This window comes from Sphingobium chlorophenolicum, from assembly GCF_000722875.1.
Lineage (GTDB): Bacteria > Pseudomonadota > Alphaproteobacteria > Sphingomonadales > Sphingomonadaceae > Sphingobium > Sphingobium chlorophenolicum.
This window is the reverse complement of record NZ_JFHR01000042.1, coordinates 20,362-37,615: the sequence shown is the minus strand read 5'-3', so window position 1 is coordinate 37,615 and position 17,254 is coordinate 20,362. Positions and strand designations below refer to the sequence as shown.

At 63.4% G+C, this 17,254-nt stretch carries 16 protein-coding genes; 11 read left to right on the top strand and 5 right to left on the bottom strand.

Going from position 1 to position 17,254, the window contains the following annotated elements; genetic code table 11:
* Positions 1-3: 3 nt before the first annotated feature.
* The 8 genes from BV95_RS16180 (at position 4) to BV95_RS16145 (ending at position 8,513) form a co-directional block, all read left to right on the top strand.
* Positions 4-456: a GatB/YqeY domain-containing protein gene (locus BV95_RS16180; RefSeq protein WP_037454211.1), complete on the top strand. Its 453-nt coding sequence runs from the start codon at positions 4-6 to the stop codon at positions 454-456.
* 178 nt (positions 457-634) lie between these two features.
* The gene (locus tag BV95_RS16175; RefSeq protein ID WP_037454209.1) at positions 635-985 is read left to right on the top strand and encodes a GIY-YIG nuclease family protein; all 351 of its coding nucleotides are present in this window, start codon (positions 635-637) and stop codon (positions 983-985) included.
* Between the two features lie 2 nt (positions 986-987).
* A complete protein-coding gene (dnaG, locus tag BV95_RS16170; RefSeq protein ID WP_037454205.1) occupies positions 988-2,859 on the top strand; it encodes a DNA primase in 1,872 nt (623 codons plus the stop codon).
* A gap of 46 nt (positions 2,860-2,905) precedes the next feature.
* Positions 2,906-4,951: an RNA polymerase sigma factor RpoD gene (rpoD, locus tag BV95_RS16165; RefSeq protein WP_037454202.1), complete on the top strand. Its 2,046-nt coding sequence runs from the start codon at positions 2,906-2,908 to the stop codon at positions 4,949-4,951.
* Positions 4,952-5,121: 170 nt separating this feature from the next.
* Positions 5,122-5,820 (top strand): DUF6975 family protein, encoded by a 699-nt coding sequence (locus BV95_RS16160; protein ID WP_037454198.1) that lies wholly within the window; start codon positions 5,122-5,124, stop codon positions 5,818-5,820.
* Positions 5,821-5,886: 66 nt separating this feature from the next.
* Positions 5,887-6,732 (top strand): AAA family ATPase, encoded by an 846-nt coding sequence (locus BV95_RS16155; protein ID WP_013846495.1) that lies wholly within the window; start codon positions 5,887-5,889, stop codon positions 6,730-6,732.
* 239 nt (positions 6,733-6,971) lie between these two features.
* Positions 6,972-7,385 (top strand): GFA family protein, encoded by a 414-nt coding sequence (locus BV95_RS16150; protein WP_037454194.1) that lies wholly within the window; start codon positions 6,972-6,974, stop codon positions 7,383-7,385.
* Positions 7,386-7,478: 93 nt separating this feature from the next.
* Positions 7,479-8,513, top strand: coding sequence for a hypothetical protein (locus BV95_RS16145; RefSeq protein WP_037454191.1), 1,035 nt, complete (start codon positions 7,479-7,481; stop codon positions 8,511-8,513).
* Between the two features lie 187 nt (positions 8,514-8,700).
* On the opposite strand, the gene BV95_RS16140 is transcribed toward BV95_RS16145, so the two are convergent.
* Positions 8,701-10,065, bottom strand: coding sequence for a methyl-accepting chemotaxis protein (locus BV95_RS16140; protein WP_174544470.1), 1,365 nt, complete (start codon positions 10,063-10,065; stop codon positions 8,701-8,703).
* A gap of 139 nt (positions 10,066-10,204) precedes the next feature.
* Here BV95_RS16140 and BV95_RS16135 point away from each other — a divergent pair, with 139 nt between their 5' ends.
* Positions 10,205-11,380, top strand: a complete 1,176-nt coding sequence (locus tag BV95_RS16135) for a vWA domain-containing protein (RefSeq protein WP_037454184.1) — start codon at positions 10,205-10,207, stop codon at positions 11,378-11,380.
* Between the two features lie 277 nt (positions 11,381-11,657).
* Here the strand turns inward: BV95_RS16135 and BV95_RS16130 are convergent, their stop codons facing one another.
* The 3 genes from BV95_RS16130 to BV95_RS16120 form a co-directional block, all read right to left on the bottom strand.
* Positions 11,658-12,503, bottom strand: a complete 846-nt coding sequence (locus BV95_RS16130) for a transporter (RefSeq protein ID WP_037454257.1) — start codon at positions 12,501-12,503, stop codon at positions 11,658-11,660.
* A 74-nt stretch (positions 12,504-12,577) separates the two neighbouring features.
* The gene (locus BV95_RS16125) at positions 12,578-12,928 is read right to left on the bottom strand and encodes a hypothetical protein (RefSeq protein ID WP_037454181.1); all 351 of its coding nucleotides are present in this window, start codon (positions 12,926-12,928) and stop codon (positions 12,578-12,580) included.
* 301 nt (positions 12,929-13,229) lie between these two features.
* A complete protein-coding gene (locus BV95_RS16120) occupies positions 13,230-14,318 on the bottom strand; it encodes an anhydro-N-acetylmuramic acid kinase (RefSeq protein WP_037454178.1) in 1,089 nt (362 codons plus the stop codon).
* Between the two features lie 145 nt (positions 14,319-14,463).
* Between BV95_RS16120 and tyrS the strand changes: the two genes are divergently transcribed.
* A complete protein-coding gene (tyrS, locus tag BV95_RS16115) occupies positions 14,464-15,681 on the top strand; it encodes a tyrosine--tRNA ligase (RefSeq protein ID WP_037454175.1) in 1,218 nt (405 codons plus the stop codon).
* A gap of 77 nt (positions 15,682-15,758) precedes the next feature.
* Positions 15,759-16,112 (top strand): PilZ domain-containing protein, encoded by a 354-nt coding sequence (locus tag BV95_RS16110; protein WP_037454172.1) that lies wholly within the window; start codon positions 15,759-15,761, stop codon positions 16,110-16,112.
* On the opposite strand, the gene BV95_RS16105 is transcribed toward BV95_RS16110, so the two are convergent.
* Positions 16,084-17,163: a mechanosensitive ion channel family protein gene (locus tag BV95_RS16105; protein WP_037454168.1), complete on the bottom strand. Its 1,080-nt coding sequence runs from the start codon at positions 17,161-17,163 to the stop codon at positions 16,084-16,086. The genes BV95_RS16110 and BV95_RS16105 overlap by 29 nt on opposite strands.
* Between the last annotated feature and the right edge of the window lie 91 nt (positions 17,164-17,254).

Genomic DNA, 17,254 nt, shown 5'->3' with positions numbered 1-17,254 from the left:
CGCATGATTCGCGACGAGATTAAGAGCGCCCAGGTCGCCGCCATGAAAGCGGGAGAGAAGGATCGGCTGGCCGCCGTGCGCCTGATCCTGGCGAAGCTGAAGGACCGGGATATCGAATTGCGCACCGCTTCGAACGTGCCGGATGACGACACGGTCGTGGTCGAGGTGTTGCAGAAGATGGTGAAGCAGCGGCGCGAATCCATCGAGATGTTCAAAAATGGCGGGCGCGACGAGCTGGCGGCCAAAGAGCAGGCGGAGCTGGACGTGATCGACGGCTTCCTGCCGCAGCAGTTGAGCGAGGATGAGACCAGGGCAGCGATCGAGGGGATCAAGGCGGAGGTGGGCGCGGCCAGCGTCAAGGATATGGGCAAGGTCATGGCCGTGCTGAAGGAGCGCCATGGGTCGGTAATCGATATGAGCAAGGCCAGCGGGTTGGTGAAGGCGGCGCTTTCGTAGGGGGTTTGGCGGGAGCATAGCATTTTGACGGCTCGCCCGCTTTTTCCCAACCACCGGTCGTTTCGAGCGAAGTCGAGAAACGGAAAGTGCACACATATCGTTTCTCGACTTCGCTCGAAACGAACGGGTGGGGGCGCGTGCGGCTCGACACGGGCGCTTGTTCCGGCATAATCAAAACATGGCGTTCTGGACCTACATGCTGCGATGCTCGGACGGGCGCTATTATACCGGGCATACAGATGATCTTGAGCATCGGATAGGGCAGCATCAGTCGGGGCAAGGCAGCCAGTTCACGCGCAGGCGGTTGCCCGTCGCGCTCGTCTGGAGCGAGGTTTTTTCTTCGCGGATCGAAGCCCTGGAAGCGGAACGGATCGTCGGCGGCTGGTCGCGCGCCAAGAAGGAAGCCATGCTTGCAGGAAATTGGTCCTTGGTGTCTCATTTCTCTAGGCCGCCGCGTGAGCGTTTCTCGACTTCGCTCGAAACGAACGGGTGTATGGAAGATGGATTAAAAGGTGGGGGCGCCAGCTAAGCATGAGTCTATCCCCGGCCTTTCTTGATGAACTGCGTGCGCGGACTTCGCTGTCGACCCTGATCGGGCGGACGGTGAAGGTGCAGAAGGCGGGCCGCGAATATAAGGCCTGCTGCCCTTTCCATAATGAAAAGACGCCCAGCTTCACCATCAATGACGAGAAGGGTTTCTATCACTGTTTCGGTTGCGGGGCGCATGGGGATGCGATCCGCTGGATGACCGATCAGCGCGGCCTGCCCTTCATGGAGGCCGTGAAGGAATTGGCGCAGGCGGCGGGCATGGACGTGCCCGCGCCCGACCCTCGCGCGGCCAAGCGGGCGGAGCAGGCCAAGGGGTTGCACGACGTCATGGCGGCGGCGCAGGCCTTTTTCGAGGAACAGCTTGGCGGCATCGAGGGTGCTGAGGCGCGGGCCTATCTCCAGAAGCGGGGGATCAGCGCGGCGATGGCCAAGGCCTTCGGCTTCGGATTTTCGCCGGATGGGCGCGGGCGGCTCAAGGCGGCGCTCAAGGATTTTGGCGAGCCTTTGTTGATCGAGGCGGGATTGCTGATCGATCCCGACGGGGAACGCGACAGCTATGACCGGTTCCGGGGGCGTTTGATGCTGCCGATCCGGGATATCAGGGGGCGGGTCATCGCCTTTGGCGGGCGCATATTGGGCGCGGGCGAGCCGAAATATCTGAACTCGCCGGACACGCCGCTCTTCGACAAGGGACGGACGCTCTACAATATCGACCGGGCCTCTCCGGCCAGCCGTCAGGCCGGGCGGATCATCGTGGTCGAGGGCTATATGGATGTGATCGCCCTCGCGCAGGCGGGTTTTGGGGAGGCGGCGGCGCCGCTGGGAACCGCGCTGACCGAGCATCAGATCGAGCGGCTGTGGAAAATGGCGGATGTGCCGATCCTCTGTTTCGACGGCGACGCGGCGGGGCAGAAGGCTGCGATCCGGGCGGCAACGCGCGCGCTGCCCTTGTTGCGGCCGGGGATGAGTCTGGCCTTTGCGACCCTGCCGGGGGGGCAAGACCCGGACGATCTGATCCGCGCCCAGGGGCCTCAGGCCATGGAATCGGTGTTGGGGGCAGCCGAGCCGCTGGTCGAGCGGCTTTGGAAGTTCGAACAGGCCGCCGCCCCGCTGGACACGCCGGAGCAGCGGGCGGCGCTCAAGCAGCGGCTTTCCGGAATCACCGACGCCATCGGCCATCCCGATGTGCGGGCGCATTATGTCCATGCTTTCCGCGAGCGTTATGACGCGCTGTTCTTTGCGCGGCAGGCTTTCCAGCCCCGGCATCAGCGCGGCGGCGGCGCCCGTTCCGGCTGGCAGCGGGACAGGAAAGGCAATTGGAAGCCCCCTCTCCCGCCCGCGGGGAGCGAGGCGCGGGCCATCGGCGCCAGCGGCATGGAGCAACGGTTATTGAGGGCCATCCTTGCCAGTCTGCTGCGGCATCCGGAGCAGATCGCGCTGCATCGGGAAACGCTTTCCGGGCTGCGAATCGCCGATGGGGCGCTGGCGGAATTGATGAAGGCGATGATCGCGGCGTCGTTCGGCAAAGAAACAGTTGAAACAGGTGGCCTCCTTACCATATTGGGGCAAGGTGAAGTGTATAATATGGCAAAGGGGATGCTCCGGGCCGACACGTTCACATTCACCCCCCACAGAAGCAAGGCCGACTCGGATCGCGTGCAACGCGATCTGGACGAGGCCATTCGGGTGATGGCGCAAGGACCGGAGCTGGAGGCGGCGTTGGCGGAAGCTACCCGGCGGGCGAGAGACGACCTCAACGAGGACAGCTTTGCGGAACAGCAAAGGGTCCGGGAGTTGAAGCTGGATCATGATCGCCGCCTGGCGGAACTGGCGCAGTCCGAAGATAGTATATGATCTTGGACCGTCCCCTGCACGGGGACGGCGGAGTTAAGGCGAATAAATGGCGAGCAAGGCGAACGGCAAGGGTGCGGGCGAGGATCAGGATACCGGCGATGCGCCGTTGCTGGATCTGAATGAAGCGTCGATCAAGAAGCTGATCGCCCGCGCCAAGAAGCGCGGCTATATCACCTATGACGAATTGAACGACGCCCTGCCGCAGGACCAGATGTCCTCCGAGCAGATCGAGGACATCATGTCCGCGCTCAACGAAATGGGCGTCAACATCGTCGAAAATGAGGAAGCCGGCGAGGACGGCGACGATCAGCGCGACGACAGCGACGACGACAACACGGACGACAGCGGCGACGACGACGGATCGCCGCGGCCGGTAGCCGAGAAGAAGAAGGAAACGGTCGACCGCACCGACGACCCGGTGCGCATGTACCTGCGCGAGATGGGCGCGGTGGAACTGCTCAGCCGCGAAGGCGAGATCGCCATCGCCAAGCGGATCGAGGCCGGTCGCGACACCATGATCCTGGGCCTGTGCGAAAGCCCGACGACCTTCAACGCGATCATCGAATGGTCCACCGCCCTCAACAATGGCGAGATGCAGTTGCGCGAGATACTCGATCTCGACGCGATGCTGTCGAAAGACCCTGCTCCGGAAAATCTGGAGGAAGGCGCCGAGGACGATGACGGCGAGATCAGCGAGAAGACCGCCGGTCCCAGCTTCAAGGAAGAGGAGGAGCCGGAAGAGGAATCCGCCGATTCCGACGAGGATGAGGACGGCCTGACCGAACGCCGCACCCGCCGGATGGAAGAGGAGGAAGAGGAGGACAACACTCTTTCCCTCGCCCAGATGGAAGAGACGCTGAAACCGATGGCGCTGGAGAAATTCGCGACCATCACGGAGATTTTCCGCGCCTTTTCCGCCGCGCAGGAAGCGCGCATGGTCGCCATGGCGATCGGCGAGGCGCTGAGCCAGAAGAATGAGGATGAATATCAGGAACTGCGCGAGCAACTGACCGCCGAGGTCGAGAGCGTCCAGTTTCACCAGCAGAAGATCGAATATCTGGTCGATCAACTCTATGCCTATAATCGGCGGCTAACCGCGCTGGGCGGGCAGATGCTGCGTCTGGCCGAGCGGCATAAGGTCAATCGCAAGGATTTCCTCGACCGCTATGTGAACCATGAGCTGGACGATGGCTGGCTGGACAAGATTTCCGGACTGGACAAGAAATGGGCCGCCTTCGCCGCCGCCGAAGGGCGCGCCGTCGAGCGCATCCGCACCGAAGTGAGCGAAATCGCGCAGGCGACCGGCATGTCGCTTTCCGAATTCCGCCGCATCGTGAACATGGTGCAGAAGGGCGAGCGCGAGGCGCGCATCGCCAAGAAGGAAATGGTCGAGGCGAACCTGCGCCTCGTCATTTCCATCGCTAAAAAATATACGAACCGTGGCCTGCAATTCCTTGATCTTATTCAGGAAGGTAATATCGGTTTGATGAAGGCGGTCGATAAATTCGAATATCGGCGCGGCTATAAATTCAGCACCTACGCCACTTGGTGGATCAGGCAGGCGATCACCCGCTCCATCGCGGATCAGGCGCGGACCATCCGCATCCCGGTCCACATGATCGAGACGATCAACAAGCTGGTCCGCACGTCCCGCCAGTTCCTGCATGAGCAGGGCCGCGAGCCGACTCCGGAGGAAATGGCCGAGCGCCTGTCCATGCCGCTGGAGAAGGTGCGCAAGGTGATGAAGATCGCCAAGGAGCCGATCTCCCTGGAAACGCCGATCGGCGACGAGGAGGATTCGCATCTGGGCGATTTCATCGAGGACAAGAATGCGATCATTCCAGTGGACGCCGCGATCCAGGCGAACCTCAAGGAAACGGTCACCCGCGTCCTCGCCTCTCTGACGCCGCGCGAGGAGCGCGTTCTGCGCATGCGTTTCGGCATCGGCATGAACACCGACCATACGCTGGAGGAGGTCGGCCAGCAGTTCAGCGTGACCCGCGAACGCATCCGCCAGATCGAGGCGAAGGCGCTGCGCAAGCTGAAGCACCCCAGCCGCAGCCGCAAGATGCGCAGCTTCCTCGACCAATAGCGCCGGGCCGAAGGCGGCTCGGCCAGCCGAGGCTAAGGCACGGTAGAATGATCGAAAAGGGCGGCTTCCGGGTCGCCCTTTTTTGGTGGCGTAAACTCCTCTTTTACCTCGTCTCTCTAATTTCGCGGAATGAGGCTCCGCCGGTTGTCCGGCGCGCGCAGGGGAAGACGATGAGCGAAGCAGCACCGCGCTACCAATTTGGCGACGTATCGCAGATTCTGGAGGCCGTGGTGGCCGCCGACGGATCGGCTGGCCATAGCCATCCCGGTGGGGCGCGGACCAGCTTTGGGCCGAATGCGACCTTGTCCCTGCCCGACCTGGCGGACGCGGCCTATTATCTCTGCCTGCTGCATGGGCGTCATCCCGGCGTCATCGACCATGCCGCCACCCGATCCGCCGACAATGCGGCCAGAAACTGGCTGATCCAGGCGGCGGACGCCTTTGCGCGGGAGCGGGCCTATCTGACGCAGGTGACGGTTGCGGTCGGCCCCGCGCCCAGCACCGCGGGACAGAGCGATTGCGAAACCGTCGTCAGCCAGCAGCGCCATGCGCTGGACATGCTGGCCCAGTCGGACCGGCGCGGCTGCGCCATGGGCGCGGCCATTGCGCTAGTGCTCGATTGGCGGGCGGTACGCCATGTTCTGGACATCGCCGCGATTCGCGTCGGGCTGGAACCCCATGTCTGCGACCTTCCGGAGCGGGCGGCGACGCTGGATATGGCGCGGGAAATCGGCGGGGACGACACGATCGACCGCGCCATCCTGTTCGGGGCGCGCCAGTTGCTCAATCAGCATCGCGGCTTGTGGGACGTGCTTCAGGCCCGCGCCAATATTCGCGCCGGCAAGGATCAAGTCCTCAATCGCGCATAAAGGCTTTGCGCTCCTCCCCTGCTTTGCCATAGTTGGGCCAGTCAAGGCAGGAAGAGAAGCAAGCATATGCGGTTCGAAGGCACCCAGGATTATGTCGCCACCGACGATTTGAAGGTGGCGGTCAACGCCGCGGTGCTGCTCCGCCGCCCCCTGCTGGTGAAGGGCGAACCGGGCACGGGCAAGACCGTGCTGGCGCAGGAAATCGCCAAGGCGCTGAACGCTCCGCTGATCGAATGGAACGTCAAGTCGACGACCAAGGCGCATCAGGGCCTGTATGAATATGATGCGGTGGCCCGGCTGCGCGACGGCCAGCTTGGCGACCAGCGCGTTCACGACATCGGCAACTATATCCGCAAGGGCAAATTGTGGGAGGCCTTCACCTCCCCCACCCTGCCCGTGCTGCTGATCGACGAGATCGACAAGGCCGACATCGAATTCCCAAACGACCTGTTGCAGGAACTCGACCGCATGGCCTTCCACGTCTATGAGACGGGCGAGACGGTGGCGGCGAAGGAGCGGCCGGTGGTCGTCATCACCTCCAACAACGAGAAGGAACTGCCGGACGCCTTCCTGCGCCGCTGCTTCTTCCACTATATCAAATTCCCCGACCGGGAGACGATGCAGGCGATCATCGACGTGCATTTCCCCGGCATCCAGAAGATATTGGTCAGCCGCGCGCTGGAGATATTCTATGAAATCAGGGAGGTGCCGGGCCTCAAGAAAAAGCCTTCGACCAGCGAATTGCTCGACTGGCTGAAGCTGATCCTGGCGGAGGACATGCCGCTGGACGTGTTGCAGGACCGCGACCCGACCAAGGCGATCCCGCCGCTCCACGGCGCGCTGCTCAAGAATGAGCAGGACATCATGATGTTCGAACGCCTGGCCTTCATGTCGAGACGGCAGGGACGGTAACGGCCAGGCTTTGGAGGCTCTTGATCCTCCCTACGCGAAGCGTGGGGAGGGGGACCATGCGAAGCATGGTGGAGGGAAATGGCGCGACCTGCGTATTTCCCCTCCACCAGCCTGCGGCCGTCGAAGAGAGTCACGTGCCTCTCTTCGACCCTCCCCATCTAACGATGGGGAGGAATAGGATAGGTCCGCTCTCCGCCCAAATCGACAAGCTGCCCAGGCGAACAGGAAAGGCCAAGCCCATGCCCCATCAAGCCGGATGCCTGTGCGGACAGGTGCGGGTCAGCATCGACGCGGAGCCGATGGCGGCGCGCATGTGCTGGTGCCGGCTCTGCCAATATCTGGGCGGCGGATCGGGGACGGTGAATGTCTGCTTCCCTTCCGACAGGATGACCGTCACGGGCGAGGTGCGCTGGCATCACAGCACCGCCGACAGCGGCAATGCGATGCGGCGCGGTTTCTGCCCCGAATGCGGGACGCCTCTGTTCAGCGTGGCCGAATCGCGTTCGCATCTAACCTTTATCCGGGCCGGAGCGCTGGACGATCCGGACATATTGGGGCCTCAGGCCGTCATCTGGACCGATGCGGCGCCGCATTGGGCGCATCTGGACCCGGAACTGCCCCATTATCCGGCACAAATTCCACCGGTCGCCTAAAAGCCCGCTTGCGCAGGGCCTGCATTTCGGCTCAACTTTCCTTCTTACATTCAAAGCCGCGCAAAGACGGTCGTGAATATGGGAAGGATGCCAATGCCCAAATGCGCGTTGTCCCTTTTATCGGCGGTGCTGGCCCTATCCGTGTCAGCGCCCGCGTTCGCGCGCGCCGCCGGGGAACGGGAAGCCTGGACGCCGACCGCCACCGCCCTGCGCGCCGACGCCGCGGGGATCGCCATGCCGCAAAGCGTGGCGGGCCTGTCGCTCTCCAAGAGCGGGGAGGTTTCCAACGGCGGCAAGGGCATCGACAATTACGCGCAATATCTGTCGGACGACGGCGCGATCCAGGCGACGCTCTATATCTATCTGCCCAGCTATGCCGACGCGTCCCTGGCCGCCTATATGACGGACAAGGCGGTGATGGAGCGTTTCGGGGCAAAAACCCGCCGCACCGCCTATGCGAGCGTGGCCGTGGCGGGACAGGCCGACCGCGCGATCCGCGCCATCTATGACGATGCGGCGGACGGGGCGCTCACCACCGCCGCCGCCTTCCTGCATGCGGGGCGATGGCTGGTGAAGCTGCGCGTCACCGGACCCGCCGAGCGGCGCAAGGAAGTACTGGCCGGGCTGGACGGCATGGTGGCGGGACTGACGTTCGACGATCCCGCCTCGCTTCATGCGACGAAACCGGCGCGGCTTGCCGCATGCCCGGCGGATGACGGCGGCGATGCCCGGCTGACGGCGCGGACCGTTGCCGAGCCGGTCGATATCTCCCTGCCGCGTGAAGGGCGGGAACTGCTTTGCGTGCGGGGCAAGGTCGATACCGCCGACGGCAGCTACGACATTCTCCAGCAGGCGGGCATTGCGGATGGCGCGATCATCGTGCCGGTGGACGATGCGGGGACAGTGGTCGCGTTCGATCCGGCCAAGGCGGGCCGGGGCTATCGGCTGTCGATCCATTCGGTGGGGCAGACCGATCTCTACGGCGTCTATGACAAGGTGCCTAGCGCCCGGCAGATCGCCCAGATACTAGACGGAAAAGACCCGCAGACCGCTCAGGCGGGGGCCATCGCCGATTATGCCGCCAATGGCGATGTGACGGTGCGGACGGCGGACGCGAAGCTGCGTTAGCCGATCGATCTTACCTCATGGACTATTGACGGTGGATTGATTGCCTTTCGTCATGCTGAACTTGTTTCAGCATCCATTGCGCCTCGGCCACACCCGTTCGTGGGGAGAAATGGATGCTGAAACAAGTTCAGCATGACGCAGTTTTTTTTGGACATACTTCTGAAATCGGGACAAACCGCCCCATAATTCAGATCAGATAGCCGACCTCGTAAAGCCCCCAGCGCCGTCCGCCGAAGGTCAGCGGCACGAAGACGCTGCGCAGGGCGCGGTAGCGGCCCTCGCCCAGATCCTGGCGGTAGGTGAAGAGGAAGAAGTCCCCCTCCCCATCCAACGCGCGGCGGGTCTGGCCGTCCATAAATATCTGGCGGTTGCGCGCATGTTCCATGTTCCAGCGCGCCTGCCCCGGCCGCTGCGGCTGGCTGCGGGCGCTGATATGGGTGGGCAGATAGCCGTTCATGTCGATCAGGCAGCAACCGACGATGGCGCCGTCCTCCGCCGTCCGCCGGTCGAGCAAAGGCTGCACGAAGCGGTCCGCAAAGGCGGTGAAGCCATTTTCATATTGCGGCGGTTCGGAACCGGGAAGCGGCCGGTAGGCGGTATCGAACAGGCTGGACATGTCCAGTTGCCCTTCGGCCAGCGCCCGCCCGATCAGCGCCTGCATCTCCTCTGCGCCTTCTTCCGCCATGGCGATATAGCGGCTGTTGCGGGTGACATGGCCGCCATGGGCGGCGGTGTTGAGCATGTCGTTCGCCATCCCCTCCAGCCCCTCCAACTGGCTGCGGGCGGTTTCGACGCGGGTGGCGCTTTCCGTCGCGGACCGGCTGAACCGGGCAAGGCCCTGGCGCAGTGCCGCCACGTCGCCGTCCGCCTCATCGGTGCAGGTGACGATGGTGTCGGACCGATCGCCGAATTGCGTCACCAGCGATGCGATTTCGGCCATGCTGATCCGCAGCGTGTCGATATGGGAACCGACATCGCGGCCGCGCAGGATATTGGCCTCCACCCCGCCGATCAACTGGCGCGCGTCGCGGTCTAGCTGGCCCAGCTTGTCGCCGACGGACGCGGCGGACTCCCCCGCCTGCCCCGCCAGACGCCGGATTTCGTCCGCCACCACGGCAAAGCCCTGGGTCGCCTCCCCACCCCGCGCCGCCTCTATCGCAGCGTTGACGCCCAACAGACGGGTCTGGCGGGCAATGGCGCCGAGTTGGCCGGAAATGTCGCCCACCGTTTCGATGACGTCCAGAAACTGGCGCAAATGTCCTTCCAGGCCGGTCACATTTTCGATGAGTTCGGTGATCTGCCCCAGCGAACGCCCGATGGTTTCGTGCCCCTGGGCGATGATCGTTCCCGCCCGACGTGCCGTAAGGCTGAGTTCCTGCGCCGCCAGCACGCTTTCATTCTGGCTGACCGCCAGCGTTTCCATGGTCGATTGCAGTTCGCCGAGATGCGCTGAATCGGCCTGAATGCGCAGCGTAAGCTCCCCCAGGAAGCCCGCCGTTTCGCTGCATTGCAATGCGATGTCGCCCGATCTTTCCCCCAGGTCGGTCAACAAATCCCCGTTTTCCAATGATCGCTGCCCTATTCCGCCCAATATGGATACTGCCTTGTTAACGATGCATTGCAACACTTAACATTCCAACAACGCGCCAGAGCTTGCATCGCGGGCCAAGCTGGCGGACAAGGGTGTCCTTATGATGCTCAATTTCCTCGACGCGCTGCGTGCTGCCGGCATTCCCGTCAGCATCAAGGAACATCTGTTGCTGCTGGAGGCGCTGGACCGCGACGTGGTCGGGCAGCGGCCGGAGGACTTCTATTATCTCGCCCGCGCGACCTATGTGAAGGATGAAGGGCTGATCGACCGCTTCGACCAGGTATTTGCCCGCGTGTTCAAGGGCGTGCTGGGCGCGGAAGGCGTCGAGGCGGAAATCCCGGAGGAATGGCTGCGGCTGGTGGCGGAAAAGTTCCTGAGCGCCGAGGAGATGGAGAAGATCAAGTCGCTGGGTAGCTGGGACGAGATCATGGAGACGCTGAAGAAGCGGCTGGAGGAGCAGAAGGGCCGCCATCAGGGCGGCAACAAGTGGATCAGCACGGGCGGCACATCCCCCTTCGGCAATGGCGGTTACAATCCCGAAGGCGTGCGGATCGGCGGCGAGAGCAAGCATAAGCGCGCCATCAAAGTGTGGGAAAAGCGCGAATTCGCCAATCTGGACAATCAGAAGGAATTGGGCACCCGCAATATCAAGGTCGCGCTGCGGCGGCTGCGGCGCTTTGCGCGGGAGGGCGCGGCGGACGAACTGGATTTGGAAGAGACCATCCGGGGGACGGCGCGGCAGGGCTGGCTGGACATCCGCATGCGGCCGGAGCGGCACAATGCGGTGAAGCTGCTGCTGTTCCTGGACGTGGGCGGGTCGATGGACCCGTTCATCAAGCTGTGCGAGGAACTGTTTTCGGCGGCGACGAGCGAATTCAAGAATATGGAATTCTTCTACTTCCACAACTGCATCTATGAAGGCGTGTGGAAGGATAACAGGCGGCGCTTTTCGGAACGGACGCCGACTTGGGACGTGCTGCACAAATATGGGCATGACTATAAGGTGATCTTCGTCGGGGACGCGGCGATGAGCCCCTATGAGGTCAGCCATCCCGGCGGATCGGTCGAACATATGAACGAGGAACCGGGCGCGACATGGTTGAGCCGGGTGCTGCATACCTATCCGGCGGCGGTCTGGCTGAATCCCGCGCAGGAGGCGCATTGGGGCTATAGCCAGTCGATCAAGATGATCCGCGAGATCATGAACGAACGCATGTATCCGCTGACCATCGAGGGAATCGACGGCGCGATGCGGGAATTGACGCGGAAGCGGTGAAAATGGGATTGGGCTGATCTGGTTTCCAGGCGGCGTGGATGAATTCAAGACTCGCCGGACTGAGTGATTTGGGTGGGAAGTAGACCTATCCTATTCCTCCCCATCGATAGATGGGGAGGGGGACCGGCCGAAGGCTGGTGGAGGGGAATGGGGCGCGACCTCCAAATTTCCCCTCCACCACCGCCTTCGGCGGCGGTCCCCCTCCCCACGCTGCGCGTAGGGAGGAATTGATGTCCGCCATGGCCATTTCCCGACATTCCGAATTCGTCCACGCGGCCTAGAATCTCACGCTGACCATCGACCCTATGCCATAATCGGCGGCGCCCTGGCTGAGCCCGGCGGTGCCGTAGAGGGTGAAGATCAGCTTTTCCGCGACCGGGCTGCTGAAGGCGCCAAACAGTTCCTGGCTATCGCGGGCGAAATCGCTGGTGGACTCGCGATAATCATAGGAGGCGATCAGCGCCGACTTGCCCAGCATCACGCTCGCGCCCCCCGATGCCGTCCAGGCGTTGTGCAGGTCCAGCCCTGACGGGTCGCCCGGCATGCGGTAGCCGACATTGGCGAAGGGCGTGATGGCGCCCAAACTCCTGGAGATTTCCGCCGCGACCGCCACATCGGTCTTGCCGGTGCCCAGCGCCCTGGAGCGGGAGGCGGTGGGCAGCTTGACCCGGGCGGAAAGGTCGAGACCGAAGCCGAGCTGCTCTTCGGGAATCTGATAGCCGATGCCCAGCGTCAGATCGCCAAGGCCGCTGCGAGTGGTGCGCGGCGCGTTCGGATCGATGATGACGCCGCCCGATCCGCTGCCGACGATCGCGGACGATCCGTTGATCCGCAGCCATGGCAGGGTCGCGGTGAAACGGAGTTGGCCGGTGCGGTAACGCAGGCTCATCGGCACGACCAGTATATGGGTGTCGGAGCCGGTGCCATAATCGCCGCTGCTGTAATCGACGCCGGTGATCGCGGTCAGGCCGCCGCCTGTGGATAAGGCTGTCGATAAGCCTGTGGACGGTTCTTCGGCCTGGGCGGTTTGTGGGCCGCTTTGCGCCGCGATTTGCGCCAGGGCGGGCATAGCGCCTGCCGCCATCGCCATGCCGGCGGCGGCCAGCATCATGGTCCCCTTCATATATGTCCCCTCCATATGCCAAGCGGGGCGAACCCTTGCCGGGCCCGCCCTCGCTCTTCATGCTTCGCTTGCGGTCAGCTTCCGCGGGTGGAGCGGGTACTTTCCTTGACGGACGTGGCCGTTTCGCGGGCCGCGCCCGCATTGGCGCGGGCATCCTGCGCGGCGCGGCGGGTTTCAGCGGCGGAGGAGCGGGCTTCGGTCGACGCGGCACGCGCGTCTTGCGCCGCCGTCGCGGCGCCCTGCGCATCCTGCAGCGTGCCCTTCACATTACTGTCCTGAAGGACGCCTTTGACATTGCTGTCCTGAAGGGTTCCCTTCACATTGCTGTCCTGAAGTGTCCCCTTCACGTTGCTGTCCTGGGCCTGCGCGCCCGTGGCCGCGCCCAAAACGGCAAGGCCGATGAGGGGAAGAATAAATCTGGTCACTGCGACTCTCCTATGATGTGACGCCCCTGGGCCCTTCCGGTTCGAAGACCCGCCTTTCATGTCGCCGATTTCGGTCGCATGCGAAATCGACCGAAAGAATTAGTGCGATGATATCCGAGACGACGATCCGATCATCGGCCGAAATTCATCTTGATTTACGGTAGGATGGAGAGACGAGATGATCGATACAGGCGTTCATCTCCGCCGATCATCGGACGATATGTGCAGAATGGGCGACCAACGGACGTGATCGACTGTCGATATGCGCGCCTTGCAACGGTCAATTGCAAGCGCGATGCGATCAGGCCGGTTCGAAGAGGACTCCGCCGGTCAGGGGCTGCGGCGCGCCGGTGGTGCCGGGGAAGCTGATCGGCAGGCCTTTCAGATGGCGGACGGCCATATAGGCGAAGCCCTGCGCCTCCAGCGCGTCGCCGTCCCAGCCCAGTTCGTCCACCGGGCGGACCTCCGCGCCCGTATAGGCCGCCAGCATCCGCATGAGCGTGGCATTGTGGCGACCGCCGCCCGCCGCGTAGATGCGGGTCGGGCGTTCGGGCAGATGATCGAGCGCCTTTCCAACAGCCGCAGCGGAGAAGGCCGTCAGGGTGGCCGCGCCATCCTCCAGCGATAGGCCGCGCGCGGCTTCGATGGTGAAGGCTTCGCGGTCAATGCTCTTCGGCGGGGCCACGGCGAACCACGGGTCTGAAAGCATCCGTTCGAGGCGGGCTTCGGCAATCCGGCCGGTCGCGGCCGTTGCGCCATCTTCATCGAAGCTGCGATCGCCATGCGTCTGCATCCAATTGTCGATCAGGCCGCTCGCCATACCGGTGTCGAAGGCGACGATCTCTCCGTCGGAGGCGATGGCAGTGATGTTGGCGACTCCGCCCAGATTGAGGACGGCGACCGGTTTGGGCAGATCGTGCGCCAAAGCGCGGTGATAGACGGGGAGCAGCGGGGCGCCCTGCCCTCCCGCGGCGACGTCGGCGCTGCGCAGGTCCGCCACGACCGGAATGCCGAACGCGCCCGCCAGCGCTGCGCCGTCCCCGATCTGCCAGGTCCAGCGGCGCTCGGGACGGTGCGCGACCGTGTGCCCGTGGAAGCCGATGACGGCAATGTCCTGCGTGACATGGCCGGTGCGGGCGAGAAGGTCGGCAATGGCCTCTACATGGAGTTCGGTCAGTTCCTCCTCGACCGCGTGGATCAGGGGTTCGAAGCCGGGCTTTTCCATGGTCATGGCGCGCTGGCAGGCTTCGGCGAGGCGGAGGCGGAAACCGTCATGATAGGGCATGGCGTGGAAGGCGACGGCTTTGATCGAGCCTTCGCCGTCGGTTTCGATCAGGGCCGCGTCTATGCCGTCGCGGGAGGTGCCCGACATCAGGCCTATTGCCAGCATTTTCCATTTCCTCCGTCCGGGCTGCGACCGTTCCTTCTTTAAAGAAGTGGAGGGCTTCGACAAGCGCAGCCCGAACAGGGTAGGATCAGCTTGCCCCATGAAGCCCTTTTCGTGTCGGTGAGCCGATGCTACAGGGCGCGGCACTATGACCAGCTATTCCTCCGATCTGCTCCGCCTGCTCGAAACGCGCGGTTACATTCATCAGTTGACCGATGCGGAGGGGTTGGACGCGCTGGCCGCCAGGCAGATCGTGCCGGGCTATATCGGTTTCGATCCGACCGCGCCCTCGCTGCATGTCGGGCATCTGGTGTCGATCATGATGCTGCGTCAGTTGCAGAAGGCCGGACACAAGCCGATCGTGCTGATGGGCGGCGGCACCGGCAAGATCGGCGATCCCAGCTTCAAGGACGAGGCGCGCAAGCTGCTGACCACCGATCTGATCGCGGAGAATGTCGCGAGCATCAAGCGGGTGTTCGAGCGGTTCCTGACATTCGGGGACGGGCCGACCGACGCGATCATGCTGGACAATGCGGAATGGCTGGACAAGCTGGAATATATTCCGTTCCTGCGGGACATCGGCCAGCATTTCTCGGTCAACCGGATGCTGAGCTTCGATTCGGTGAAGCTGCGGCTGGACCGGGAGCAGTCGCTCTCCTTCCTCGAATTCAACTATATGATCCTTCAGGCCTATGACTTCCTGGAACTGTCGCGGCGGTCGGCCTGCCGCTTGCAGATGGGCGGATCGGACCAGTGGGGGAATATCGTCAACGGGGTGGAGCTGGCCCGGCGCGTGGACGGGACGCAGGTGTTCGGGCTGACCACGCCGCTGCTGACCAATGCGGACGGGACCAAGATGGGCAAGACCGTGGGCGGCGCGGTGTGGCTCAACGAAGACCAGCTTTCCAACTATGATTATTGGCAGTTCTGGCGGAACACCGCCGACGCCGATGTCGCGAACCGGTTGCGGCTTTTCACCGATCTGCCGATGGACGAGGTGGAGCGGCTGGCCTCGCTGCAAGGGGCGGAGATCAACGAGGCGAAGAAGATCCTCGCCAATGAGGCGACCACGCTTTGCCGTGGAGCCGACGCGGCCGTGCTGGCGGCGGAAACCGCGCGCAAGACCTTCGAGGAAGGCGCTTCGGACGCGAATCTGCCGACCGTGAGCCTTGGCGCGGAAGGGTTGAACGTCGTGCAGGGGACGACCGCCCTTGGCTTTGCCGCATCGAACAAGGAAGTGCGGCGGAAGCTGGCGGAGGGTGCGATCCGGGTGAATGGCGAGGTGGTCAGCGACCCGGCCCTGGCGCTGAAGGCGGGCGACAAGCTCAGCTTCGGCGCGAAGAAGCATGGGCTGGTAACCGCCTGAAATCAAAAGAGCGTCAATCCGGCCTTAACCATATAAGGTAAGGAAGACTCTATCTTCCTCATCTTAGCCTGTCGGGCATGTCTTCGATGTTCGCCAGCCTTGCGCATCTCAATCGGTCGCGTGATCCTTCGGTCAACCAGCGGCGCGTCCAGCGCGATCTGGTCGACATGGTCAGCCATGTCACGGCGCAGGGGCGAAGCCATGGGGTGCGCATCATCAATATTTCGGCACTGGGGCTGATGTGCCGGACCGAGGCGCAACTGGGGATCGGCGAGCGGGTGACGGTCTGGCTGCCCGTCGTAAAGGAACAGGCCGGGGAAGTGCGCTGGGCCGAGGAAGGCCGGATCGGCGTCGAATTTCGCGAGAGGATCGACCCGCGCACCTATGACGCGATGCTTTCGCTCATTCCGCCACGGCAGACGGCCTGGTAAAACCCTCCCCTGCCTCCAGCCGCTGGCGCGAACGGACCAGCGCCTGCGGCATTTGCGTGCGCAGGAAATTCATCATGGCTTCGCGCACTTCGCAGCGCAGGTCGAAGGCGACGCCCGCGTTTCGAGCGCTCAGCAGGCCGCGCAGTTCCAGCGCGTCGGCGCGGTGGTCAGTGACTTGCAATATCGCGACGCGGCCGTCCCAGCGGCTGTTGGATTGAACCGCTTCGATGAATTTGGCGCGGATCGGCTCTATGTCGGCGGCGGGATCGACATAGAGGAAGACGGTGCCGAGCAGGTCTGAGGTTTTGGTCGTCCAGTTCTGGAAGGGCTTTTCCAGAAAATAGGAGACCGGGACGATCAGGCGGCGGTCGTCCCAGAGGCGGACCACGACATAGGTCAGCTTGATATCCTCCACCCTGCCCCATTCGCCCTCCACGATCAGCACGTCGTCCAGGCGGATCGGTTCGGAAAAGGCCATCTGGATGCCCGCTATCAGATTCTTGAGCGCAGGCTGGGCGGCGGCGCCTACCGCGAGACCCGCAAGGCCTGCCGAGGCCATCAGCGTGACGCCGACGGTGCGGACGCCGGGAATGACGATCAGCATCAGCGAGATGATGAGGAAACCGACGACGCACTGCGCCACGCGGTAGAGGATGCGGATGCGGGTATGCTGGCGGCGGGCCTTGAGATTGTCCTCGACCGTGATGTCGCTGCGCCGCTCCAGGATGATGCGGGCGGCCCGCATCATCGAGAGGATCAGCCAGCCCATCAGCAGGATGAAGATCATTTTCGAGGCTATCGACCAGATGGCTTCGACCTTTGCGCTGAAGGTGAGCGATTGGACTCCAGCCGCCAGGGTCATGAGCACGATCAGCCAGCGGGTCGGGTGATAGAGGGCGGGAAGGATCACCGGCTCGATCCTCATGCGGCGGACGATGCGCGTGCCCAGCCAATAAGCGAGCCGGTGGAACAGAAAGGCGACCACGACCGACAGGGCAATGGAGATTGCCGCCAAGGGCGTGACGTGGTGAAGGCTGATGTCGGGTTGCATGGATTTGCAACGACATGGGGACGGGATGGTTTCGCCGGCGGGGAATTCCTTGGGCGAAGAGCGCACCTATCCTGTTCCTCCCCATCGAGAG

What these genes read in the sequence shown, in the direction of transcription:
- BV95_RS16180 (WP_037454211.1), top strand. Translation starts at nt 4, where the DNA reads ATGATTCGCGACGAGATTAAGAGCGCCCAGGTCGCCGCCATGAAAGCG.
- BV95_RS16175 (WP_037454209.1), top strand. Translation starts at nt 635, where the DNA reads ATGGCGTTCTGGACCTACATGCTGCGATGCTCGGACGGGCGCTATTAT.
- dnaG (WP_037454205.1), top strand. Translation starts at nt 988, where the DNA reads ATGAGTCTATCCCCGGCCTTTCTTGATGAACTGCGTGCGCGGACTTCG.
- rpoD (WP_037454202.1), top strand. Translation starts at nt 2,906, where the DNA reads ATGGCGAGCAAGGCGAACGGCAAGGGTGCGGGCGAGGATCAGGATACC.
- BV95_RS16160 (WP_037454198.1), top strand. Translation starts at nt 5,122, where the DNA reads ATGAGCGAAGCAGCACCGCGCTACCAATTTGGCGACGTATCGCAGATT.
- BV95_RS16155 (WP_013846495.1), top strand. Translation starts at nt 5,887, where the DNA reads ATGCGGTTCGAAGGCACCCAGGATTATGTCGCCACCGACGATTTGAAG.
- BV95_RS16150 (WP_037454194.1), top strand. Translation starts at nt 6,972, where the DNA reads ATGCCCCATCAAGCCGGATGCCTGTGCGGACAGGTGCGGGTCAGCATC.
- BV95_RS16145 (WP_037454191.1), top strand. Translation starts at nt 7,479, where the DNA reads ATGCCCAAATGCGCGTTGTCCCTTTTATCGGCGGTGCTGGCCCTATCC.
- BV95_RS16135 (WP_037454184.1), top strand. Translation starts at nt 10,205, where the DNA reads ATGATGCTCAATTTCCTCGACGCGCTGCGTGCTGCCGGCATTCCCGTC.
- BV95_RS16130 (WP_037454257.1), bottom strand. Translation starts at nt 12,503, where the DNA reads ATGAAGGGGACCATGATGCTGGCCGCCGCCGGCATGGCGATGGCGGCA.
- BV95_RS16120 (WP_037454178.1), bottom strand. Translation starts at nt 14,318, where the DNA reads ATGCTGGCAATAGGCCTGATGTCGGGCACCTCCCGCGACGGCATAGAC.
- tyrS (WP_037454175.1), top strand. Translation starts at nt 14,464, where the DNA reads ATGACCAGCTATTCCTCCGATCTGCTCCGCCTGCTCGAAACGCGCGGT.
- BV95_RS16110 (WP_037454172.1), top strand. Translation starts at nt 15,759, where the DNA reads ATGTCTTCGATGTTCGCCAGCCTTGCGCATCTCAATCGGTCGCGTGAT.
- BV95_RS16105 (WP_037454168.1), bottom strand. Translation starts at nt 17,163, where the DNA reads ATGCAACCCGACATCAGCCTTCACCACGTCACGCCCTTGGCGGCAATC.